Genomic DNA, 21,251 nt, shown 5'->3' with positions numbered 1-21,251 from the left:
TTACTTCCTTTTGTGGGAAGCATGGGCAAGAAGATAAAAATCATCTACTACCTCTACGAGGTTAAAGATGAACCCCTCGGGAGCTATGCAAAGGTTATTGAGTCGAAGCTCGGCCGCTTCCGCCGGCTGGTGAATCCCGACGAGTACACCCTCATGGCGAATTTCAGAAGCATCCTCGGGGCTTCGAAGGAGGCCTACGTGATCGAGATTAAAAACGACCTCAACAGATGGTTCTATCTAACCAGGAGCGCAAAAGGCCTGGAAAAGCCCAAAGTGGCCTATGAGTACGAGGTTGGAAAGGAGGAGGCCCTTGAAATAGTCTTTAAAGAAATCGCAGAGGGTCGGGCTCATAAAAAGTCCGGCGTGGACAAGTTTTCCGCAGTACTTCAGCTGTTGCTCTGGGGAGGCTTTTTCCTCCTGAGCTACATGGGTTATAAAAACGACGAACTTGGATGGGTCAACAACTTTCTGCCGCTCGTACTGCTGCTCTCAGGCTTAATAGAGGGGTTCAGGAGGGGCTACAAGAAAAAGAAAAGGTGAGCGGTATGGGACGCAAAGCAAAGGTCGGGGGCATCATCACCGGCTGGATGGACGGAAAGAGGTGCACCTACGCGAAGGTGAGGTGTGGAATCCTCTCGGAGTGCGTGAGGGCGGTGGAGGGCGTCCTTGCTCCCACGGCGAAGCTCGTACGCCTGACCGACCCAGACCTGTACCTGCTGGTGTCGTCGGGGGAAGACCTCTACGACCGCGGAAAGTTCCTGACTGTGATAGAGCTAACCGACGGCCTGAGCCGTCTTTTCTATCTGGCCGCATCGGACGCGCCGTTGAGCCTTAAAGAGCTTCCCCACCCGGAGTTCGTCCTCGCGTTTCGCGTGAGGGGAAAAGAAGGATTTCGCGCCCTTCTTGATGTTATAGGACGAAAGAGAGTCGGAGGTATCAGGTACAAACACCGCTCCGCGCTGAACTTTCTGATCAGCTTCACAGGGGGTCTCCTGCTTTCAAGCGCAATAAACATCGAGGGCTACTGGGGCCAGGTCGGTCTCACGCTCATCCTGGCCTTCATCATCTTCCTCGTCCTCGACTACCCGTTCTCCCTGCTGTACATCAAGGGCGTTGAGGTCATCCAGAAAACCGAGCCTTCCACGAAGGTCTTCGTTATCAAGGTCAAAAGGGCTGAAAAGAAGGGAAGCTAACGCCCCAGCTCGGCATGGGCCTTTGCCAGGTGCTTCGCCGCTATCGCCGCGAGGAGTGAGAGTTCCCCCGCAAGGACGGTACCGGCTATTATCTCCGCGAACTTCCTGGCGTTCGCGCCCGCTGGTTCTCCCCCACCGGCGACACCCATTATGCTCAGCGCTTCCCTCTGGGTCGGAACGCGCGTTCCACCGCCGACCGTTCCAATCTCAAGGCTCGGCATGGTGACGCTGATGTAGAGGTCTCCCTCGGCGGTGACCTCGGCAAGGGTTACCCCGTGCGAGCCCTCGGTTATCTGCGCCTCGTCCTGACCGGTGGCGAGGAAAATGGCACCGACTATGTTGGCAAAGTGGGCGTTGAAGCCGTAGGAGCCGGCCTGGGCCGAACCGACGAGGTTCTTCCTGTAGTTGACCTCGGCTATGAGCTCCGGGGTCGTCTTCAGCTTCTTCTCAACTATCTCGCGCGGGATTACAGCCTCGGCAATGACGGTCTTCCCGCGGCCGTTGATGAAGTTCATGGCGTTCGGCTTTTTATCAACGCACAGGTTGCCCGAGAGGGCGAGGTACCTCACGTCCGGGAAGTGCTCCTCGATGACCTTCATTATCTCCTCGCTCGCTATCGTCACCATGTTCATTCCCATGGCATCGCCGGTCTCGAACTCAAACCTAAGGTAGAGGTTGTTGCCAACGATGTAGGGTTTAACGTCCCTCAGCTTCCCGTGTCTGGTGACCTTGCTGACGGCCTTCTCCTGGAGGTAGTCGATGTTGGCCCTAACCCACTCGGCAACTTCCCTCGCCCTCCTTGCGTCGGGGCACTTGAGGAGCGGTGCCCTCGTCATCTTGTCGTCTATTATGGTGGTCTCGACGCCTCCAGCGGCGGTCAAAGCGGAACAGCCGCGGTTGACGCTCGCAACGAGCGCTCCCTCTGTGGTGGCGAGGGGAATGTAGAACTCGCCCTTCGCGTACTCGCCGTTGATCCTGAGCGGTCCCGCAACGCCCATCGGTATCTGAACGACACCTATCATGTTCTCGATGTTCTTGCCTATGACCCTCTCCGGGTCTATCGAGTAGTGCCCTATGTTCTCAAGGCTAATCCCGAGCCTTTTCTCCAGGGCACGGCGCCTCACTTCGGTGGCGAGTTTCCTATCGCCGTTCGTGTACCTCTCAACCTGATGGAGCTTCACCTCTCCGCTGGCTACCTTGTCCACAAGTTCCTCCACGTTCATATCAACACCCCCAGAAATCAGCCGAATATCCACTCCTCAAGCACCCGACCGGTTTCGATGAACGCAAGGGCAGCATCGCTCTTGGGAGCGTACTTGACCACGGGGATACCGGCATTCACAGCCTCCGGAACGACGTTATCAAAGGGAATCCAGCCCAAGACGGGAACGTCCAGGTCGTTTTCCACGGCTTCGATTATTTTGTCAACCACATTCTCGGATTCCCTGACTTTATTCAGCACAACACCTATATTCAGACTATACCTCTCGCCCAGAGCTTTTAGCTTCTCAATCTCGTTCTTCACCATAGTCTCAAACGAATAGATAGGTGAGCGCTCGATTTCAACAACTATCAGCTGATAGTTGGCTATCTCAAACGTTGGTATCGTGTCAAAGGGAATACCGGTGGGAGAATCAACAAAAACGATACCAAACTTGTACTTAACCCTCTCGATGATATCAACGAGCTTTTTGGGCGATATTCCAAGAACATCCTGGAGCTGTGTGCTCCCAGGCATGACGTGAACCCCGGTTTCAAGATGCTTGTATATCGCCCATTCTGGATCGATGTCGGGGTTTTTCAGGAGGGAGTGGATGGTGTACCTAACGGTATCCAAGGCGAAGTGAAAGCCCAGGTTTGGGAGATATAAATCACCATCCATCGCCAGAACACGGTACTCCTCCATTGCAAGATAGGTGCTCAAATTAGCCGTCGTTGTCGTTTTGCCTGCCCCACCCCTACCCGTTACGATGATAATCGCCATTTTTAACCCCTGCTTTCATCTAAGACAAAAACGAATTATAAACTTTTCCTGAAAACGGGAGCTAACGCCGGAAAATTGAGTACGGAGGCGCCTAGTCGCAAAAGGTTTATATCATCCCCCGTTCAGATAAGCATTGTAAGGTTAAGGAGATGATTGCCATGGCCGAGAAGATGCCCGCGATTGTAAAAACAAAGCCCGCTTACGGCGCCGAGCTCGTCGAGGTCGACGTTCCAAAGCCCGGGCCGGGTGAGGTTCTCATTAAGGTTCTCGCCACCAGCATCTGCGGAACCGACCTCCACATCTACGAATGGAACGAATGGGCCCAGAGCAGAATAAAAACCCCCCAGATCATGGGCCACGAGGTAGCTGGTGAGGTCATCGAGGTCGGCCCCGGCGTTGACACCCTCGAAGTCGGCGACTACATAAGTGCGGAAACCCACATCGTCTGCGGAAAGTGCTACGCCTGCAGGCACAACCGCTACCACGTCTGCCAGAACACGAAGATTTTCGGCGTTGACATGGACGGTGTTTTTGCCGAGTACGCGATAGTTCCCGCCCAGAACGCCTGGAAGAACCCCAAGGGCATGAAGCCCGAGTACGCCACCCTTCAGGAGCCGCTCGGCAACGCGGTTGATACCGTTCTGGCGGGACCGATAGCCGGAATGAGCACGCTTATAACTGGTGCCGGCCCGCTCGGACTCCTTGGAATCGCCGTTGCAAAGGCATCCGGGGCTTACCCTGTTATCGTGAGCGAGCCAAGCGAGTTCAGACGCGAGTTGGCCAAAAAGGTCGGTGCCGACTACGTGGTCAACCCCTTCGAGGAGGATCCGGTCAAGTTCGTGATGGACGTGACCGACGGCGCCGGCGTTGAGGTCTTCCTTGAGTTCAGCGGCGCGCCAAAGGCTCTCGAACAGGGTCTTAAGGCCACCACGCCCGGTGGAAGGGTTTCCCTGCTCGGACTGTTCCCGCGCGACGTTACCTTCGACGTGAACAACCTGATCATCTTCAAAGCCCTTGAGGTTCACGGCATAACCGGAAGACACCTCTGGGAAACCTGGTACACGGTCTCAAGCCTCATCCAGAGCGGCAAGCTCAACCTCGACCCGGTTATCACTCACAAGTACAAGGGCTTTGATGACTTCGAGGAAGCCTTTGAGCTGATGAGGGCCGGCAAGACCGGCAAGGTCGTGTTCTTCCCGCACAAAGGTTGAATTATTTCCCCTTTTCTTTCACCGCAATTCTTAAGTAACTCCTCTCAAACTCACCCAGGGAGGTGGCCCTATGGAGCTAAGCTACCAGGAGAAACTCACGCTCATAAAGCTCAGCGAAGTTGGAAAGACTAAATTCGAAGAGCTCGTTAAAAGGACCGGTCTGGACCAGGTTGCCGTTATGCGAGCGGTTCTCGGCCTTCAGAGCAAGGGGCTGGCGAGGCTCGAAGAGAGAAGCGAAAGGATAGCGAAGCTGACCGAGACCGGTAGGAAATACGCGGAGATAGGCCTCCCCGAGTGGAGGGCGCTGGCCGTTCTGAGGGAGAGGAGAAAGATAACCCTGGACGACCTGGGGGACGTTCTCAGTGAGGATGAGCTGAAACCGATAGTCGGCCTTCTGAGGAAGGAGGGCTGGGCATCCGTGCGGAAGGAAGACGGGAAGCTCGTTCTGGAAATCACCGAAAAGGGACTCAAAGCCGGGGAAAGGCCGATTGACAAGGCCCTCAGGCTCCTCGCAGAGAGGAAAGTCGTTCCCTTGAGAGAAGTTGAGAAGCTGGTTCCGGCCAAGGAACTCAAGAGGAGAAGGATAGCAGAGGAAGACACCGCAACCGAGAGGTTCGTGGGGATAACCCGCGAGGGAGAGGAGCTCGTGAGGAAGGGTCTCGAACTGAGGGAAGAGGTCTCGACCCTCACCCCAGAGCTGATAAAGTCCGGAGGGTGGAGGGAAGTCGAGTTCAAGCGCTTCAACATCAGGGCCCCGGTAAGGAGGTTCTATCCTGGCAAGAAGCAACCTTACAGGGCTTTCCTCGACAAGCTGAGGAGAAGGCTAATCGAGATGGGCTTCATCGAGATGACCGTTGACAGCCTCATAGAGACTCAGTTCTGGAACTTCGACGCCCTCTTCCAGCCCCAGAACCACCCGGCGAGGGACTGGACTGACACGTATCAGCTCAAGTATCCGAAGAGCGGGCACCTTCCGGAGGAGGAACTCGTGGAGAGAGTTAAAACGGCCCACGAGCGCGGTATTGCCGGCTCGCGTGGCTGGGGCTACGTCTGGTCGCCGGAGAGGGCGATGCTGCTGATGCCGAGGGCGCACGGTACCGCCCTGAGCGGCAGACAGCTCGCTAAAGGCGTCGAGATTCCCGGGAAATACTTCACCATACAGCGCGTCTTCCGTCCGGACGTCCTCGACAGGACGCACCTCATAGAGTTCAACCAGGTTGACGGCTTCGTCGTCGGCGAAGACCTTACCTTCAAGCACCTCCTGGGAATCCTCAAGCGCTTCGCGGTGGAGATAGCCGGCGCAAAGAAGGTAAAATTCCTACCCGACTACTACCCGTTTACCGAGCCGAGCGTCCAGATGAGCGCCTATCACCCCGAGCTCGGCTGGGTCGAGTTCGGCGGTGCCGGAATATTCCGCGAGGAGATGACGAGGGCTCTTGGAGTCGATGTCCCAGTCATAGCGTGGGGAATAGGAATCGACAGGCTGGCCATGTTCAAGCTCGGAATAGACGACATCCGCTACCTCTTCAGCTACGACCTGCGCTGGCTTAGGGAGGCGAGACTCGTCTGGTGAGGTGATTGGGATGCCAAAGTTCGACGTGTCAAAGCGGGATTTGGAGAGGCTCGTCGGGAAGGAATTCACGGTCGAGGAGTGGGAGGACCTCTTCCTCTACGCCAAATGCGAGCTGGATGACGTTTGGGAGGAGAACGGTGAAATCTACTTCAAGGCAGACTCAAAGGACACCAACAGGCCCGACCTCTGGAGCGCCGAGGGAATAGCGAGGCAGGTACGCTGGGCGCTCGGCTTCGAGGGGGGCCTTCCAAAATATGATGTCGAGGAGAGCGGTGTAACCGTTTACGTTGACGGGAAGCTGAAGGACGTCCGTCCCTACGGCCTCTACGCCATCGTTGAGGGGCTGAGCCTCGACGAAGAGGCACTCAAGCAGATGATTAACCTCCAGGAGAAGGTCGCCCTGACCTTCGGAAGGAGGAGGAGAGAGGTAGCGATAGGCATCTTCGACTTCGACAAGGTGAAGCCACCAATCCACTACCGCGCCGCTGAGAAGGGCGAGAAGTTTGTTCCCCTCGGCTTCGAGGAGGAGCTTACGCTGGAGGAAATCCTCGAAAAGCACGAGAAGGGGAGGGAGTACGGCCACCTGATCAGGGACAAGCCCTACTACCCGCTCCTCGTGGACAGCGAGGGCAAAGTTCTCTCGATGCCCCCCATCATAAACTCCGAGATAACCGGAAGGGTGACCACCGAGACGAGGAACGTCTTCGTTGATGTGACCGGCTGGGATTTGAAGAAGGTAATGCTGGCCTTGAACGTCGTCGTTACGGCCTTGGCTGAACGTGGCGGGAGGATAAAGAGCGTTAAAGTAGTTTATCCGGACTTCGAGGTGGAGACGCCGGACCTAACCCCGAAGTCTTTCGAGGTCGAGCTGGACTACATCAAGAGGCTGACAGGACTTGAGTTAAGCGACGACGACGTGAGGAGCCTTCTGGAGCGCATGATGTACGATGTAGAGGTGGTTGACGGGAAGGCGAGGCTGCTCTATCCGGCATTCCGCGACGACATAATGCACGCGAGGGACGTTTTAGAGGACGTCCTAATAGCCTACGGCTACAACGAGATCGAGCCCGAAGAGCCGAAGCTTGCGGTCCAGGGCAGGGGAGACAAGTTCGTCGAGTTCGAGGACGCCGTCAGGGAGCTTATGGTCGGCTTCGGCCTGCAGGAGGTCATGACCTTCAACCTCACCAACAGGGATAATCAGTACAAAAGGATGAATCTCCCCTGCGGGGAGCACCGGGAGGAGTGCGGAGGGTACTCCAACCACCCGCCCGCGGAGCTCGTCGAGATAGAGAACCCGATAAGCCCCAAGTGGTCGGCGCTGAGGGGATGGATTACCCCGAGCCTGCTCGACTTCCTGAGCCAGAACACCCACGAGGAGTACCCGCAGAGAATCTTCGAGGTCGGAAAGGTCACGCTGATAGACGAGGGCAGAGAAACGAAAACCGTGAGCGAGAGCAAGCTGGCCGTTGCCCTAGCCCATCCGCGCGTGACCTTCACAGAGGCCAAGGAGATACTGGAAAGCGCCATGCGTCACCTCGGCTTTGAGTACGAGCTTGAAGAAACAGACCATCCGAGCTTCATCCCGGGCAGGGTTGGAAGAATAATCGTGAACGGAAAAGAAATCGGCATCATAGGGGAAATCCATCCGGCCGTCCTAGAAAACTGGGGAATAGAAATGCCTGTGGCGGCCTTTGAGCTTTTCCTGCGGCCGCTCTACAGGGAACCCTACCTCTAATCCCCTTTTTTTAAACCCTTCTGCAGTAGCGTGCACATTATCTCAAAGTTTGTGACGTTCGCTAGTATCTCCATATCAACTATCTCCACCTTACCTCACCCCCAATTGGAGTTGGAGTGCGCCCTTTATCAATCTTTCCGGCAGTTTATTGAATTCCATCCAAAATTATAGTTTACATTTGTAAAATAACCCGTCGTTCCGTCGGGAAAAGGCATTTATACCCTCCGCCGGATTCACCGACCATGAGGGTGGCCATCAGGATAGCGTACGACGGCACGGCATTCTACGGCTTTCAGAGACAGCCGGACGTTAGAACCGTCGAGGGTGAGCTGTTAAGGGTTCTCTCAAAGCTCGGGGTAATAGGGGACGCCGAGAGTTCGAACTTCAAAGGGGCCTCCCGAACCGACAGGGGCGTCTCCGCGTTCTTCAACGTCGTGGCCTTTGACGTTGAGAACAGACCCGACCTGGTTAGGGGCGAGGTTCTCAACCACCACCTTCACGATGTATGGGTTCTCGGCGTTGCCAAGGTTCCGGACGACTTCCATCCACGCTTCTGGGCAAAGTCAAAGACCTACAGGTACTACCTGATCGACGAGGGATTCGACGAGGAAGCCATGAGGAACTGCGCCTCCATCTTCACCGGAACGCACAATTTCTCCGCCTTCGCGAGGCTGGAGCCGGGAAAAGACCCGGTGAGAGAGCTGACCCGCGTTGAGGTGAGCCGGCGTCATGGCTACTACGTCATAGAGCTTGAGGGCAAGAGCTTCCTCTGGGAGATGGCGAGGAGGATAGTCAACGCTATCCGTCTCTGCGGGCTGGGCCTGATGGAACCCGAGGAAGTTGAGAGGATGCTTGCGGGGGACTACAGAAAAAAGGTACCCCCTGCAAGACCGGAGGGCCTAATCCTGTGGCACATATCCTACGGGGGAATAGAGTTCGGGGGAGATAAGCGGGGCCTCAACAAGGCAAAGGGGGATATATTCGAGCGCTACTCACGAGCGCTTACGAGGGCGGCCCTTCTTGGGGACGTTCTCATCGAGCTTTGAAGCCATTTCCCTGTCGTAGTACACGCCGTAGTACTGCTTGAGAGCCTTCTGTCTCTCGATGAAGTGGGTGAAGAGCAGGGGATCGTCGTCCTGGACATCAACGATGACGGCCTTCATACCCCTCTTCGGCCTCAGTGCACGGCCTATCGTCTGAATCGTCATGATGTCGCTCTTTCCACCGCCGGCGAGGATTATCGCCGAAATCTCAGGTATGTCAACGCCCTCCTTCAGGAGGGTGGAAACCAGGACTGGGATCTCGCCTTCCTTAAACGCCTCCAGTATCTCCCACCGGTTGGGGCTCTGGGAGCTGAGGAACTCGGCATTTATCCCCTCCGCCTCAAGCATCTCCTTCAGAATCCTGCCGTGCTCTATGCGCTTCACGTCAATGAGGATGCGGTGTCCTTTCCTGGCGAGTTCAACGGCCTTTTTGACCACCGCCTTGTTCCTCTCATCGTTGTTCATTATCATATCCTCATACAGCTCCTTGTAGCGCTCGCTGAATGAGGGCATGGTCGATTCATAGGTTATTATCTCAAAACGGGGCTTTGCAAGGAACCGCTCCTTTATCAAATCCTCTGCCCTGACCTCGAATATGGTCGGACCAACGACGGCCTCGATCTTTATCTCCTCCCCCCGAACACGGCGCCAGGGTGTTGCAGAGAGGCCGAAGCGGTAGACCTGAGGGAGGCTGAGTCCGAGCTGGTAGAACTTCTCGGCGGCGGAGGTTCTGTGGCATTCGTCGAACATCACTATCGCGTACTCGTTCTGGAGCTTTTCCGCGCCCCTGGAAAGAAGGGTTTGTATCATGGCAATGGTAACGCCGCGCTCGTCCCACTTGTTGTCCCCAACTATGCCGGGCTCAACGCCCAGAACCTCCCTAACCTTATCCGCCCACTGGTAGAGGAGCTCCTTCGTGTGAACGACTATAAACGCCGAGAGGTCGAGTTCGTGAATTATCCTGAGGCCAACAACGGTTTTACCGCTCCCAACCGGAAGGGAGAGAACGCCCATCTTCTCCTTCAGGGCCTTTTTTATCGCCCTCGCCTGGTATCTGCGCATGACGTAGTCCTCGTTCCAAGTGGAGTTGAGCTTTATTCCCCTGACCTGCCTCTCGTCCTTAATCCTCACTCGGTAACCCTTGCAGTTGAGGAACTTCTTAACCCTTGGAAGAACACCCACGGGGAACGTTCTCTCGTAGGGGTCGTAGAGGCTCTCGGGCTTCTCCCATTTTCCGAAGTCCTTCTTGTAGCTCAGCAGCTCGTATATCTTGAAGTAAACCTGGGGGTCAGCCTTCTCGATTTTCACCAGTGCCGAACCGTCCGGGATGCGAAGGACTACCATGGGCATGGCCAATCATCGGGAGTTTGGAAAAAGGCTTTATAGACCTTTTGGAACACTCCTCTAAGGTGGTAGAATGCTGAGGGAAATCATCGAGCGTTTTGAGGATACCGTCATCGTGGAAAAGCCCGTGAGCAGGGAGCTTGAGATAACCAGGTATCTCGTGAAGTACCGCGACAGGCCGGTCCTCTTCAGAAACGTGGACGGCTGGACCGTTGCGGGCAACATATGGAGCACGAGGGAGAGGATAGCGGGCTACCTGGGGACCGAAAGGGAGAGGCTCCTCCACTTCATAGCCGATGCCATGGAAAACCCCAAACCTTACAGGACGGTTGACGATGCCCCCTTTATGGCGAACTCCACGGCAGACTTCTCGCTCCGCGAGCTTCCGGTTCCAAAGTACTACCCCCAAGACGGCGGCCAGTACTTCACTTCCGCCATGGTCATAGCCAAGGACGAGAACGGCTTCGTCAACACCTCATTCCACAGGATGATGGTCATCGACGAGAAAAGGGCCGCCATAAGGCTCGTTCCGAGACACCTCTACGCCATGTGGAGGGAGAAGGCCGAAGCTGGGGAGGAGCTGGACGTCAGGATAGTCGTCGGGAACCCCGTTCATCTGCTAATCGCAGGTGCCACGAGCGTGGCCTACGGGGTAAGTGAGCTTGAGATAGCCTCCGCAATGAGCCTGAGGGCCTTCGGAAAGCCCCTTGAGGTCTTCGACCTTGGAGGAATCCCCGTCCCAGTCGAGACCGAGTTCGTCTTCGAGGCGAAGATACTTCCGGAACTGACGGACGAAGGGCCCTTCGTGGACATAACCGGAACCTACGACTACGTGAGGAAGCAGCCCGTGGTGGTCTTCGAGCGCATGCACCACGTCGATGAACCGGTCTTCCACGCCCTCCTGCCCGGAGGCTACGAGCACTACATGCTGATGGGTCTGCCGAAGGAGCCTCAGATTTATGCAAGCGTTAAGAGGGTCGTCCCAAAGGTTCACGGCGTAAGGCTGACCGAGGGCGGTGCGATGTGGCTCCACGCCGTTGTCAGCATAACCAAACAGCATGACGGCGACGGTAAGAACGCGATTCTTGCCGCCTTCGCCGGGCACCCGAGCCTGAAGCACGTGGTCGTTGTGGATGCGGATGTGAACATATACGACGACAGAGAGGTTGAGTGGGCGATAGCGACGCGCTTCCAGGCAGATAAAGATTTGGTGGTCATCTCCAACGCCCGCGGCAGTTCCCTTGACCCCTCCGCCGAGAAGAGCCTCACCGCGAAGTGGGGGATAGACGCGACCAAGCCTCTGGATAGAAAGGAAGAGTTTGAGAGGGCCCGGCTTTAGCCCTCACTCCACCATTTTGAGGAATATCTCCTCAAGACTCGGGGCTTTGATCTGCATGGTAAGAACTTTTGCCCCCTGTGTTGCGACGAAATCGTGAATCTGCTCCCTTATGTCCTCAGAGGCAACTATGCGGTACTTCTTCTCGCCCAGCGGCATGACCTTCCACTCGACCCCCGTGAAGTTCACCGGAACGTTGGTCTCCAGCACGATGGTATAGCCCGCCTTCTTCAGGAACTCCCTCTTGATGTTGTCAAGGTTGTCCTCGACGCGGAGCTTGCCCCTGACTATTACCCCGACCGTATCGCATATCTCCTCAACGTGTGCCAGGATGTGGCTTGAGAAGAAGACGGTCTTTCCTGCCTTCTTCTGTTCTTTGATGATGTCTTTGAACTCCGCTATTCCCGTCGGGTCGAGGCCGGTCATCGGCTCGTCGAGGATTAAAAGCTCGGGGTCGTTGATGAGGGCCTGGGCTAGCAGGAGACGCTGCCTCATTCCCTTTGAGAACTTGCCGACCTTTCTGTTCCTGACCTCCTTCAAACCGACGGTATCCAGGAGTTCGTTGATGCGCTTCTCCTTCTCTGCCTTCGGGATTTTAAACGCGTCCGCTATTATGTCGAGGGTCTGCTCAGGTGTGAGAAAGTCCCACAGAGTGGCGTGCTCCGGCATGTATCCTATGCGTTTTTTGGCCTCGACGAGCTGGTTCTCGTTGAACTTCCCATCGGCGAAAACCTCAAGGTCAAAGAGCTGAATCCTCCCCTCCCGCGGGAATATCAGACCCAGGGTGCTGAGGATGGTGGTGCTCTTCCCTGCACCGTTGGGGCCGAGGAAGCCGTATATCTGGCCTGGCCTGACCTCAAGGTCCAGGCCGTCGAGGGCGCGAACGTCTTTGTAAACCTTAACCAAGTTCTCGATTCTTATCATCACCATCACCTCAGATCCATGCGCAGGAAGCGGTAGAAGGCCAGGGCTAGGTAGACGAAGGTGAGTCCAAAGAGTATGCCCAGGTTGACAGGATTCTTCCGTATAGCACTCCCTATTCCCACGTATTCTACCTGCGGGTTCTCTATGTCGCCGGTAACCTTTGTGGCATCGCTGACTATGACGTCTATCTGGGTCGTTGGAACGTAGAAGAGATATCTGGTCTTGTACTCCTTGCTTTTCTCCTGATACGCCTCCCAGTCGGGGTGGTCGTTTATTATGGTATCCTTGGCGGCCATGAACTGAACTATGGCGGGCATTATCATGAAGACCACGAACATTATCACCAGGGCAACACCGAGTGCTGTACTGGAAGACTTCACGGTGGTGGAGATTATGTAGCCCAGCGCTATCAGCTGTACCATCGCTAGAAGCAACAGACCGTTAAGCAGGAGGGAATCGGTGACGAGCTGGCTTCCCATCGGGGCGCCCAGCCACGCCAGGCCGACTATTCCAACGAAGGTCGTCAGAAGGAGCGCCATCAGCACAACCACCGTGTGGGCAAGGAACTTGCCGCCGATGTAGCCTAGCCGCTTTATCGGCTTGCTCATGGCAACGCGCAGCGTTCCCTTCTCTATCTCGCTGTTTATCGCCGTGGCACCCATCAGAAGGGCGAGTATGGCGATGAAAAAGCCTCCCAGCCCGTTGATGTTGCCTATGAGAACCGAAACGGCCTGCTGAACGGTTTCTATCTCCCCTCCAGAGGCTTTCTGGAAGTAGAATCCCGGTATGTACAGAAGCATCATGACACCCAGGATAACCCACAACTTCTTGGTTCGAAGGCTCTGCTTGAACTCAAGCTGAAATCCCCAAAGCATGTCCATACCCCCTTATTACGATATCGGAGTGAATTCCCTCACTCGATTACAACTAACACAGGAAGTATAAAAATTTTGCCTATCCGGTTGGAGTGCTGGGGCCCTTTCGCGGTTGCTACTCAAAGCCCTATCCTCAGTTATAAAGTTCCCAAACATACCTTTCACCCCGATGCATCGAACTTCGAGGTATTGTTGGCGTTAGAGTATTTAAGCCTTTGGGTTGGACACCATCCCGCCCAAAGACCCTTTCTGGAGCGGAGAGATGTTAGAATCAAAAAATTAGAGGTTTGCGAGCCTCATGACGTCTTCCCACTTCGCGCAGTGCTCCCTCAGCCGTCTGAGAACCTCGTCACTCCTCCCCAGAACCGGCCAGAGTATCGAATCTATGTGAAGAGGCGGAATTCCAGTTTCCTCCGCAATTCCCATCCAGAAGCTCACCGGCGGTTCGTTCGTGAACCTCCTCGTGTAGGCGTTTATCCTCACGTCGTCGGGTATCTCGATGGCCGCGGGGTAAGGCACGAACTCGCCGAAGGCTATCCTGCCCGCGTAGCCGAACATCTTAACCGCGAAGACTATCGTCTTGGCGCTTCTCTTCGAGCCGAGGGTTTTTGCAAGCTCGTCGCGCAGGTGTTCCATGCCGTTGAAGTAGTATTCCTTCAGATGGCCGAGCGACAGTGAGTCAAGGAACGGCTCCGCCCTTTCCAGCCTTTTGACCTTCCCCGCAACGAGTCGCCGGTTGGTCCTGGAGTTCGGCAGAAATCGGGAGTATGCTTCCGATATGCTCCTTCCCGGCGGATTTTCCGAAAAGTACCTGGAGAACTCCCACCACCACCGCTCGCCCTTTGCCGTCAGCTGATAGCTCACGAGAGAGTTCGCTATGACCAGCTTGATGAAGAGTTCATCGTCTCCAAGGTTCGCATGGAGGTTTTTAAGGGCGTCGAACTGAAGGTCAACCCTCTCTTCTATCACCCTCGCGCAGTCGATGCCAAGTTCGCTTAGAATCTCCCTGAGAACTTCCACCTTCCCCTCGTTGACCTTATATTTTACCCTGATGAACCGATCCAGCGTCAATCTAACCACCCACGGATTTTATCAGCCTCTCAAGGAACGCGCTCTCCCCGATTACCTCCGCCCCGGTGTTGTTCGGGACGCCGAGTTCGACCTTCGCCCTTATCCCGTGCTCCCCTAGGTAGTCGTGGGCCTCGGCGCTGAGCCTTGGGAACTCGTCCCTCATTATCAGCCCGTAAACAGTCGGGCCCCAGGAGCTTTGGCCATGGCCGTAGGTTTTTCCGGCAAGAAAGTCGAGTATAAGCTTAACGTCCTCCCTGAACTCCCCTCCCTGGTACGGCTCGAAGTGCTTTCCAACGAGCCTCTGTATTGCGGAGAGGTGCTCACCGAAAGCCCTCACGTCCCTCTCCTTGAGTGCGGGAAGGAGGCCGAGCAGAATCCTGTGGCTTATCTCCATGGCGACGTCGGTCCTTCCCACAACCCCAGCCATCACGGGCCTTTCCTCCTCCTCGTCGAGGCCGGGTTTAAGTTCCGGAATCACCAGGAGGAAGCCCCACTCCTCCGGGAAGTCCTCGCGGAATATCAGGGGTGGAATGCCGTTCCTAACGCCGCCGTCTATGACGAATCCACCGTGGGCGAAGGAGTAGATTCCAGCACCGCCATTCCTCCCCCTTCCGAGAACCCTCGCCAGCTCCTCAACCGGGAGGTTCAGGTTCTTAAGCCGGGTTATCCCCGTTGCGACCGCTAGACTGAGCTGGGTGGTGGAACCGAGGCCAACGTGCCGGGGGATTGCTTTCCTGACCTCGACGACGTAGTTGACCCCGGTTTCGTAAGCGGAGTTCATGCGCTTTATGGCGAACTCGATGGTTTTTCTGTCCTCGCCCTCAGCGATTATCTCCATAGCATCTCCCTCGACGATTCTGACCTCGTAGCCGCCTTCAAGGGCAACGCCGAGGCTTCCGAATCGCCTTCCAAATGTGGCGGCGGGGTCTACGAGACCGAGATGAAGCCTCCGTGGAGTGCGGATTATCATGAGGATCACCAGAACTGGAAGGGCGAAAGTCCTTTTATATCCAGCGGCCATTTCAATATGGAGGGTGAAACCATGAAGTTCGCGGGAATTGACCTGAGCGAGCCCAGGATAATGGGCGTCATCAACGTTTCGCCTGAGAGCTTCTACAAGGGGAGCGTCAGGAACGACGGGGAGGAACTGATTAAGACCGCGGTAAAGATGGTTGAGGAGGGGGCGTCTTTCATCGACATCGGAGCCAAGTCGACCGCCCCATACCTTGAGACCCAGATTCCGGTCGAGGAAGAGGTAAGGAGAGCCGTTTGGGCGATTAAGACCATCCGCGACCACGTGGATGTGCCGATAAGCATAGACACGACGAGTGCCAGGGTCGCGGAGGAAGCTCTGAAGGCGGGGGCGGACGTCATAAACGACGTAACCGGCCTGAAGGGAGACCCGAAGATGGCCGAGGTGGCCGGTGAATACGGTGCCCCCCTGATAGTCTGCGCCCATGGAGAGGTGAGGAACCTCAGCGACCCGGTTCACACCGTGATAAACCTTCTGGAGGAGAGTCTCACCATAGCCGGGAGGCACGGCATAGACGAAATAGCCATAGACCCGGCGATAGGCTTCCTCCGCCCGGAGTGGCCGCCCTGGTACGAGTGGGACTCAAAGGTCATAGCCAATCTTGAGGTGCTCAAAATTCTGGGAAGACCGATCCTTATTGGGGTGTCCAGGAAATCGTTCATCGGTGCCATAACCGGCAGAAAAGACCCTGCGGAAAGGCTTCCGGGAAGTTTGGCGGCAACGGCAATAGCAGTCCTCAAGGGGGCACACATAGTCAGAACGCACGACGTCAAAGAAACCCTCGACGCGGTCAGGGTCGCCCACTTCATCCGGCGCTTTTCACTTTAACTTCCTTCCATTCTTCGACGAGCGTCGCCAGCAGTGAAAGCGCCACGGGGCCGATTATTATTCCCACGAATCCAAAGGCCAGGTAGCCGCCGAAGATTCCAACGAGCGAGATGAGAGCGTTGACGCCCTTCTCCCTTGTCCCGAGTCTCGGCCTTAGGAGCATGTCCGGCATGGGGGAAATGAAGACTATTCCATAGAGGGCAAAGACAACGGCACCGGCGACGTTGCCGCCGTTGATCATGTAGACTGCCCCCGCAAGCCAGACCACCCAGCCTCCAAAAACGGGAAGGAGTTCGAATATGACTGTAAAGATTCCCGCGGCTATGGCTCCGCCGGGTTTGGCGAGTCCGAAGAGGAGGAAGCCGCCGGCGGTGAAGACACCCTTGAGGATGCTGATGGCCAGCCAGCCGCGGAGGAGATTGTGAAGTGTCTCGCCCGCCTTCTCAAGGAGCTTTATGGCCAGCTCCCTGTTCTCGGGCGGCAGGAGCGAGTAAACCTCCCTCCGGATGGCCCTGGCGTTTATGAGCATGCCGTAGAAGGCGAAGACCATGACTATGGCCTGAAGGGAGAGCTTGGGGAGGGAGTAGGTGTAGCCGAGAACGTACTCCTCAAAGCGCTTTGGAATGTCCTCCGCGAGCTTCTGGAGGAGTTCGTAGACGGCGGCCGGGAGGTTCCAGGTGAGAAGCCACTCGAAGAATGCGTTGATGTAGTGCGCGAGCGAGCTCTTGACGTCGTTTATCCAGAGGGCAAACCCGATTATGAAGAGGAAGGTGATCACCGTAAGAACGGCAGTCATGATGAACGCCGAGACCCGGTTGCCGGTTTTCCTAGCCAGCCTCTCGTGGAGGGGGTAGAGGATGTAGGCGAGCGTCACTGCAAGGATGATGGGAGAAAGGATGGGACTAACCGTCTCCCATACGAGGTAGAGAACTATGAGCGAAACGGCTATCCAGATTCCCGCCTCAAGCTCCATCCAGCATCCCCAGGTACTTCAGTATCAGTTCCCTCGCGCTCGGCTTGTTGAAGACTATGAGGGTCTTGGTACCCTCGTCAAGGACGAAGTTCTTCCCGAGGGCTAATAAACCTTTCTTGAGCCTGTGAACCTCTGCCTTCTCAAAGTCTATGCTCTCCCTGACCTCTTCCGGCGCGCCCGTCTCCTCTAATGCCTTCTCCAGCCTGTTGAGAACGCTCTGGTTGAGGAACTTTATGGGGCTCGGCCTGAACTCCTCGGCGACCGCTTCACTGCCATCCATGTAGATTCCCCAGAACTCCTTGGCGCACTCAAAGGGATAGACGTAGTCCTCCCCGTAGTCGGGAAGGTACAGCTCCCTGATGACGGCAAGGAGAAGCCTTCTGGCGTCGCCGCCGTAGAACTCCACCCTCATGTGGAACTTCCCATCGACGAAGCCGTTCTCAAACACCTCAAGCTTCTCCTCGCAGAGCATGGCCATCACCCCTTTCTCACGTACGCGCTAACGTACCTCGGGTCGAGGAGCAGGGCGGTGCTCCCGAATATCCCAAAATCCGACGGAGACGAACCCCTGTAGATGACTACCCTCGGATTGGTGACGTTTAGCATATCCTCAAGTACGCTGACCGCGTAGTCCAGGTCGCCGGTCTCGTCAACCAGGCTTCCCGTGACGTTCATGGCGAACCACGTCCTTCCGGTTGCGTATTTCTTCGTCTCATTGATGTCCATGCCCCTGCCGCTGCTCACTGCCTGAAGGAAGCCCTGGAAGTACGTGTCAACGGTCTCCGCTATCATGGCCTTCTCCTCATCCGTGAGACCGCGCCATTCGGCGCCCATGTCCTTGTATGGACCCGTCTTGAAGACCTCCACTTTCACCCCGTTCGACTCATAGTTCTGCTGGAGGTTGTAGTGAACGTAGATAACGCCTATGCTCCCAACCTCGGCGAGGGGGTCGGCTATTATCTCCTCGGCGCCGACGGCTATGTAGTAGCCGCCGGAGGCCGCTATGCCGCCGGTGTACGCAACAACGGGCTTTACAAGGTTGAGCTTCCTGACGGTGGAATATATCTCCCTGACTGACCCAACGTAGCCACCGGGACTCTCTATCCACAGAACAACGCCCGCGATGGAATCGTTCTTGGCGATTTCTCTCAAGGTTGGAATCACGCTGAGGGCAGTGTAGTCGTTTATGAGGCCGAAGATGGGGACTATGGCTATCGTCGCGTTGCCTTCGGGCATGTTCTGCTCCCTGAGCTGTGCCTTCAGGAAATCGACCTGCCTCTGGAGTTCGTCTATTCTGAGCTGGTACGAGGTGGTGTTGCACGTGACGTTGGGCCCCTGAACGATCACGGTGGTCGTGGCGTTGGATGGCTGGTAGGTCTTGAGCTCCGAATTCTGCATGTAGAGCAGGAGAACCGCCACACTCGACGCCGCGAGAAGGAGTACGAGAACCGCAGCGATGTACTTCCAGATGTTTTCCCTCATTCGCTCACCCACCTATATCTCCGGCCCGAACTTTTAAACCCTGCCCTCGCTGACCTCTCCTGAAGGGGAGGCTTTCAGAAGAAAAAGGTAAGCTTTTATATCCAGCGCTCAACTCTCTCCTAGGTGATAGCATGGAGATAGGCGTAACGATTTACCCGCACTTCGTCACCAAGGACAAGACCCTCGCCTCGGTTCTGGCCGACGTCAAGATAAAGAACTACGACTTCGTTTCAATATTCCCGCACACTCTTGGACTTATCATGAACGGCGTCGTCGTCGAAAAGAAGCTCAGAAACATAGAAACAACCCTTCGCGGCGTCGGCATCGACTACATCATCAGGATGCCCACCTCCGTCAACCTGCGCGACCACATATACTACACGCGCCACTTCCGCGTTGCCAGGGCGATGGCAGACGTGGCGATAAAGCTCGGAGCCAAGGTTATCGTAATGCAGAGCGGGAGAACCGGGAGGCTCGACCTTGAGATAGAGGCGATACAGCAGCTGGCCGACATGGTGGCACCGTTCAACATTAAGATAGCCCTTGAAAACACCTTCAGCGTCAAGGACACACTCTACGTAGTTGACAACGTGGACAGAGAAAACGTCGGCTTCGCCCTCGACGTTGCTCACGCCTTCCTCAGCGCACAGGGCGACGCCGACAAGCTGCTGGAGGACGTCAAGCTCGGCACTGAGAGGACGGTCATACTCATGGTACACGACAACTTCGGAAAGCTCTTCCCGCAGGTCGAACCGGAGGATGCCCTGGCTTACGGCGTCGGCGACCTTCACCTCCTGCCGGGGGAGGGCAAGATTCCCTTCGGCAAGGTTCTCCGCCTGTTTGGCGATGTTCCGCTTCTCCTCAAGGTCAAAGACCCCGAGAAGTTCGTGAAGGTTCCGACGAAGCAGGGGCTGATAGAACTGCTGACGAGCCTATAGTCCCAGCCTCTCCCCTATTACCTTAAAAACCTCAGCGAAGGCCTTCCCTATCGCTTCCTTTCTTCTTGAAAAGTGTGCAACGTCCTCGGTGAAGTTCTCCACCAGAATCCCAACGGCTTCTTCCACGGTTATCTCTCCCTCCAGCCACGCGTAGGCGAATATTGCTTCAGCTATGTCCCCCTTACCGTGCTTGTCGGTTCTCGGCGGAATCACGTGCCTCAGCCCGGCCAGCTCAAGGGCTATGCTCAGTGAAGCGTTCGGAACCCTCTCACCAGTCGGCCGTCCGAGGTACTCACTCAGCGCCAGCGAGAAGACGAAGTTGACCAGCGAATCGCCGAACTTTGAAAGTCCCTTGTCGGTGAAGTTCCTCTCGTACCTCAAGCTCTCACCCACTTCCTCTCCGAGAGCCAGGATTTAAGGTTTTTGAGGTACGGAACCGTGGCTGACAGTATCACCGCGTAGAGGAGAAGCGTCAGCCCGATGCTGTATGCAACGTAGGGCCCATCGGAGAAAACCCTGAACGTCACCGCATCGACGAAGCGGACGAACGTCCAGCTGGGGTTCTCCATGTGGACGTGGAACCAAAAGGAGGAGGGCTGCATTATGGGCCAGACCCCCACGTATACCGTGGTGAGCAGTGAGAGGAGCGTCACCGCGCCCCCCTCAGCGGCGGCGAGGATTATCAGGAACGCCACAAGGGGGAGAAGATACTGAGGATTGACGCGCCAGTACGTGGCCGTGAAAACGGCGTACGCAAGGGCGGTGGAGACGGCAAGGTTTCGGTTAAACGCGTGCCTGCAGAGAACCAGGGCGAGAAGAACGACCGCCGGAACGTACCAGTGCCTGAGAACGAAGAGGGTCTCGCTTCCCCTTGTCATGTGGAGGTAAGTCGCGAGGCTCGAAACCCCGTTCATGCTGTACGAGACCGGGTCTGTGTACGAGACGTCCATCCCCCCTAGCAGATTAGGCAGCCCCTTCAGGCTCGATGGGCAGAGGATTATCATGGGCAGGAAAGGAAGAAGGCCGCAGAGCAGGAAGAAGGCAATGCGCTGGACGGCCCGCTTTCCTTCGAGCACGGCATCCCAGAGTGAGAGAACCGCCGGAAAGGTGAGTGTGTGCTTGAGGGCCAGAGAAAATCCATAGAGCGCGTAGGAGGAGCGCTCCCACCGCCGGAGGTAGAGGCCGAGGAGGAAGAAGAGCAGCGCAAGTCCGTCAAACATCCCGTAAACGGCGGAGACGTATATCGTGATGGGGTTGAGGTAGTAGAGTGCCGCACCGAGGATCGCGCGCCCTTCGCTTTTTTCCCGCAGGAGGAGGTACAGGAGGAGGGCCACGCCGGTGTCGGCGAGAATGAAAACCAGCTTGACGGCGAACGCCCACGTTGGGTCGATGTAAACGTAGTAGTTCCCACCGCTCCAGAAGGCTCTGACGGAGCCGCCAACAACGTGCCTCAGAAGCGCAAGGACGTACGCCATGACCGGACCGTAGACGTAGGGCCAGGGGTAGGGCCATCCCTTGCCCTGGAATCCGGTCGCGTCGGCGTAAGCGTAGAAACAGGCCTTCTTTTCCAGCATGGTTCCGGCAAAGCCGTAGAACTGGGCTAAATCGCTTCCCGCCGAATGCGGCGCAAGGACAAGCCGCAGGGACAGGCCGGACAGTATGACTAGGAGCAGATACCTCGAACGTTCCAAGAGTTCCACCCCAGAGG

Annotated in this window: 21 protein-coding genes; 9 read left to right on the top strand and 12 right to left on the bottom strand. The window is 56.3% G+C overall.

Going from position 1 to position 21,251, the window contains the following annotated elements:
* Positions 1-12: 12 nt before the first annotated feature.
* Both E3E51_RS03635 and E3E51_RS03630 read left to right on the top strand, forming a co-directional pair.
* Positions 13-540, top strand: coding sequence for a hypothetical protein (locus E3E51_RS03635; protein WP_167911790.1), 528 nt, complete (start codon positions 13-15; stop codon positions 538-540).
* Between the two features lie 5 nt (positions 541-545).
* Complete coding sequence (locus E3E51_RS03630) at positions 546-1,193, top strand: hypothetical protein (protein WP_167911789.1); 648 nt, start codon at positions 546-548, stop codon at positions 1,191-1,193.
* Here E3E51_RS03630 and hmgA read toward each other — a convergent pair.
* Both hmgA and E3E51_RS03620 read right to left on the bottom strand, forming a co-directional pair.
* Complete coding sequence (gene hmgA, locus E3E51_RS03625; RefSeq protein ID WP_167911788.1) at positions 1,190-2,416, bottom strand: hydroxymethylglutaryl-CoA reductase (NADPH); 1,227 nt, start codon at positions 2,414-2,416, stop codon at positions 1,190-1,192. The two genes, E3E51_RS03630 and hmgA, sit on opposite strands and share 4 nt — an antisense overlap.
* Positions 2,417-2,433: 17 nt before the next feature.
* Positions 2,434-3,177 carry a MinD/ParA family protein gene (locus E3E51_RS03620; RefSeq protein ID WP_167911787.1) on the bottom strand — a complete coding sequence of 248 codons (744 nt, stop codon included), beginning with the start codon at positions 3,175-3,177 and terminating at the stop codon, positions 2,434-2,436.
* A 158-nt stretch (positions 3,178-3,335) separates the two neighbouring features.
* On the opposite strand from E3E51_RS03620, the gene tdh reads away from it, so the two are divergent.
* The 4 genes from tdh to truA all read left to right on the top strand — a co-directional run bounded on the left by tdh (position 3,336) and on the right by truA (position 8,742).
* The gene (gene tdh / locus E3E51_RS03615; RefSeq protein ID WP_167912103.1) at positions 3,336-4,388 is read left to right on the top strand and encodes an L-threonine 3-dehydrogenase; all 1,053 of its coding nucleotides are present in this window, start codon (positions 3,336-3,338) and stop codon (positions 4,386-4,388) included.
* 70 nt (positions 4,389-4,458) lie between these two features.
* On the top strand, positions 4,459-5,961 hold the full coding sequence (locus E3E51_RS03610) for a phenylalanine--tRNA ligase subunit alpha (RefSeq protein ID WP_167911786.1): 1,503 nt from the start codon (positions 4,459-4,461) through the stop codon (positions 5,959-5,961).
* A gap of 10 nt (positions 5,962-5,971) precedes the next feature.
* The gene (gene pheT, locus E3E51_RS03605; protein ID WP_167911785.1) at positions 5,972-7,696 is read left to right on the top strand and encodes a phenylalanine--tRNA ligase subunit beta; all 1,725 of its coding nucleotides are present in this window, start codon (positions 5,972-5,974) and stop codon (positions 7,694-7,696) included.
* Between the two features lie 242 nt (positions 7,697-7,938).
* A complete protein-coding gene (gene truA / locus E3E51_RS03600; protein WP_167911784.1) occupies positions 7,939-8,742 on the top strand; it encodes a tRNA pseudouridine(38-40) synthase TruA in 804 nt (267 codons plus the stop codon).
* On the opposite strand, the gene E3E51_RS03595 is transcribed toward truA, so the two are convergent.
* Positions 8,689-10,083: a DEAD/DEAH box helicase gene (locus tag E3E51_RS03595; protein WP_167912102.1), complete on the bottom strand. Its 1,395-nt coding sequence runs from the start codon at positions 10,081-10,083 to the stop codon at positions 8,689-8,691. The two genes, truA and E3E51_RS03595, sit on opposite strands and share 54 nt — an antisense overlap.
* Positions 10,084-10,156: 73 nt before the next feature.
* On the opposite strand from E3E51_RS03595, the gene E3E51_RS03590 reads away from it, so the two are divergent.
* A complete protein-coding gene (locus E3E51_RS03590) occupies positions 10,157-11,422 on the top strand; it encodes a UbiD family decarboxylase (RefSeq protein ID WP_167911783.1) in 1,266 nt (421 codons plus the stop codon).
* A 3-nt stretch (positions 11,423-11,425) separates the two neighbouring features.
* Here E3E51_RS03590 and E3E51_RS03585 read toward each other — a convergent pair whose 3' ends face one another.
* The 4 genes from E3E51_RS03585 to E3E51_RS03570 all read right to left on the bottom strand — a co-directional run bounded on the left by E3E51_RS03585 (position 11,426) and on the right by E3E51_RS03570 (position 15,259).
* Positions 11,426-12,343 (bottom strand): ABC transporter ATP-binding protein, encoded by a 918-nt coding sequence (locus E3E51_RS03585; protein ID WP_167912101.1) that lies wholly within the window; start codon positions 12,341-12,343, stop codon positions 11,426-11,428.
* 5 nt (positions 12,344-12,348) lie between these two features.
* Entirely contained in the window at positions 12,349-13,218 is an 870-nt protein-coding gene (locus tag E3E51_RS03580; protein WP_167911782.1) for an ABC transporter permease subunit, read from the bottom strand.
* Positions 13,219-13,497: 279 nt separating this feature from the next.
* The gene (locus E3E51_RS03575; protein WP_167911781.1) at positions 13,498-14,289 is read right to left on the bottom strand and encodes an N-glycosylase/DNA lyase; all 792 of its coding nucleotides are present in this window, start codon (positions 14,287-14,289) and stop codon (positions 13,498-13,500) included.
* A gap of 1 nt (position 14,290) precedes the next feature.
* Positions 14,291-15,259, bottom strand: a complete 969-nt coding sequence (locus tag E3E51_RS03570) for a beta-ribofuranosylaminobenzene 5'-phosphate synthase family protein (protein ID WP_167911780.1) — start codon at positions 15,257-15,259, stop codon at positions 14,291-14,293.
* 72 nt (positions 15,260-15,331) lie between these two features.
* Here E3E51_RS03570 and folP point away from each other — a divergent pair, with 72 nt between their 5' ends.
* Complete coding sequence (gene folP, locus E3E51_RS03565; protein ID WP_167911779.1) at positions 15,332-16,150, top strand: dihydropteroate synthase; 819 nt, start codon at positions 15,332-15,334, stop codon at positions 16,148-16,150.
* On the opposite strand, the gene E3E51_RS03560 is transcribed toward folP, so the two are convergent.
* The 3 genes from E3E51_RS03560 to sppA are packed head-to-tail and all read right to left on the bottom strand — an operon-like array spanning position 16,128 to position 18,605.
* Positions 16,128-17,123, bottom strand: a complete 996-nt coding sequence (locus E3E51_RS03560) for an AI-2E family transporter (RefSeq protein ID WP_167911778.1) — start codon at positions 17,121-17,123, stop codon at positions 16,128-16,130. The two genes, folP and E3E51_RS03560, sit on opposite strands and share 23 nt — an antisense overlap.
* Positions 17,113-17,595 (bottom strand): PH1570 family protein, encoded by a 483-nt coding sequence (locus E3E51_RS03555; RefSeq protein ID WP_167912100.1) that lies wholly within the window; start codon positions 17,593-17,595, stop codon positions 17,113-17,115. The genes E3E51_RS03560 and E3E51_RS03555 overlap by 11 nt, the downstream gene beginning before the upstream one ends.
* A gap of 5 nt (positions 17,596-17,600) precedes the next feature.
* Entirely contained in the window at positions 17,601-18,605 is a 1,005-nt protein-coding gene (gene sppA, locus E3E51_RS03550) for a signal peptide peptidase SppA (RefSeq protein ID WP_167911777.1), read from the bottom strand.
* Positions 18,606-18,736: 131 nt separating this feature from the next.
* Between sppA and E3E51_RS03545 the strand changes: the two genes are divergently transcribed.
* The gene (locus E3E51_RS03545) at positions 18,737-19,543 is read left to right on the top strand and encodes a sugar phosphate isomerase/epimerase (RefSeq protein WP_167911776.1); all 807 of its coding nucleotides are present in this window, start codon (positions 18,737-18,739) and stop codon (positions 19,541-19,543) included.
* Here E3E51_RS03545 and E3E51_RS03540 read toward each other — a convergent pair.
* Together E3E51_RS03540 and E3E51_RS03535 are read right to left on the bottom strand one after the other, a co-directional pair.
* Entirely contained in the window at positions 19,538-19,924 is a 387-nt protein-coding gene (locus E3E51_RS03540) for a ribonuclease III family protein (protein WP_167911775.1), read from the bottom strand. The two genes, E3E51_RS03545 and E3E51_RS03540, sit on opposite strands and share 6 nt — an antisense overlap.
* Positions 19,921-21,243, bottom strand: a complete 1,323-nt coding sequence (locus tag E3E51_RS03535; protein WP_346765947.1) for a hypothetical protein — start codon at positions 21,241-21,243, stop codon at positions 19,921-19,923. Before E3E51_RS03535 ends, E3E51_RS03540 begins: the two co-directional genes overlap by 4 nt.
* Positions 21,244-21,251 lie beyond the last annotated feature (8 nt).

The sequence above is a fragment of the Thermococcus sp. 21S7 genome (assembly GCF_012027615.1).
Classification (GTDB): Archaea; Methanobacteriota_B; Thermococci; order Thermococcales; family Thermococcaceae; genus Thermococcus.
This window is presented reverse-complemented; position numbering and strand designations above follow the sequence as displayed.

What these genes read in the sequence shown, in the direction of transcription:
- E3E51_RS03630 (WP_167911789.1), top strand. Translation starts at nt 546, where the DNA reads ATGGGACGCAAAGCAAAGGTCGGGGGCATCATCACCGGCTGGATGGAC.
- hmgA (WP_167911788.1), bottom strand. Translation starts at nt 2,416, where the DNA reads ATGAACGTGGAGGAACTTGTGGACAAGGTAGCCAGCGGAGAGGTGAAG.
- E3E51_RS03620 (WP_167911787.1), bottom strand. Translation starts at nt 3,177, where the DNA reads ATGGCGATTATCATCGTAACGGGTAGGGGTGGGGCAGGCAAAACGACA.
- tdh (WP_167912103.1), top strand. Translation starts at nt 3,336, where the DNA reads ATGGCCGAGAAGATGCCCGCGATTGTAAAAACAAAGCCCGCTTACGGC.
- E3E51_RS03610 (WP_167911786.1), top strand. Translation starts at nt 4,459, where the DNA reads ATGGAGCTAAGCTACCAGGAGAAACTCACGCTCATAAAGCTCAGCGAA.
- pheT (WP_167911785.1), top strand. Translation starts at nt 5,972, where the DNA reads ATGCCAAAGTTCGACGTGTCAAAGCGGGATTTGGAGAGGCTCGTCGGG.
- truA (WP_167911784.1), top strand. Translation starts at nt 7,939, where the DNA reads ATGAGGGTGGCCATCAGGATAGCGTACGACGGCACGGCATTCTACGGC.
- E3E51_RS03595 (WP_167912102.1), bottom strand. Translation starts at nt 10,083, where the DNA reads ATGGTAGTCCTTCGCATCCCGGACGGTTCGGCACTGGTGAAAATCGAG.
- E3E51_RS03590 (WP_167911783.1), top strand. Translation starts at nt 10,157, where the DNA reads ATGCTGAGGGAAATCATCGAGCGTTTTGAGGATACCGTCATCGTGGAA.
- E3E51_RS03585 (WP_167912101.1), bottom strand. Translation starts at nt 12,343, where the DNA reads ATGATAAGAATCGAGAACTTGGTTAAGGTTTACAAAGACGTTCGCGCC.
- E3E51_RS03580 (WP_167911782.1), bottom strand. Translation starts at nt 13,218, where the DNA reads ATGCTTTGGGGATTTCAGCTTGAGTTCAAGCAGAGCCTTCGAACCAAG.
- E3E51_RS03570 (WP_167911780.1), bottom strand. Translation starts at nt 15,259, where the DNA reads ATGATAATCCGCACTCCACGGAGGCTTCATCTCGGTCTCGTAGACCCC.
- folP (WP_167911779.1), top strand. Translation starts at nt 15,332, where the DNA reads ATGAAGTTCGCGGGAATTGACCTGAGCGAGCCCAGGATAATGGGCGTC.
- E3E51_RS03560 (WP_167911778.1), bottom strand. Translation starts at nt 17,123, where the DNA reads ATGGAGCTTGAGGCGGGAATCTGGATAGCCGTTTCGCTCATAGTTCTC.
- E3E51_RS03555 (WP_167912100.1), bottom strand. Translation starts at nt 17,595, where the DNA reads ATGCTCTGCGAGGAGAAGCTTGAGGTGTTTGAGAACGGCTTCGTCGAT.
- sppA (WP_167911777.1), bottom strand. Translation starts at nt 18,605, where the DNA reads ATGAGGGAAAACATCTGGAAGTACATCGCTGCGGTTCTCGTACTCCTT.
- E3E51_RS03545 (WP_167911776.1), top strand. Translation starts at nt 18,737, where the DNA reads ATGGAGATAGGCGTAACGATTTACCCGCACTTCGTCACCAAGGACAAG.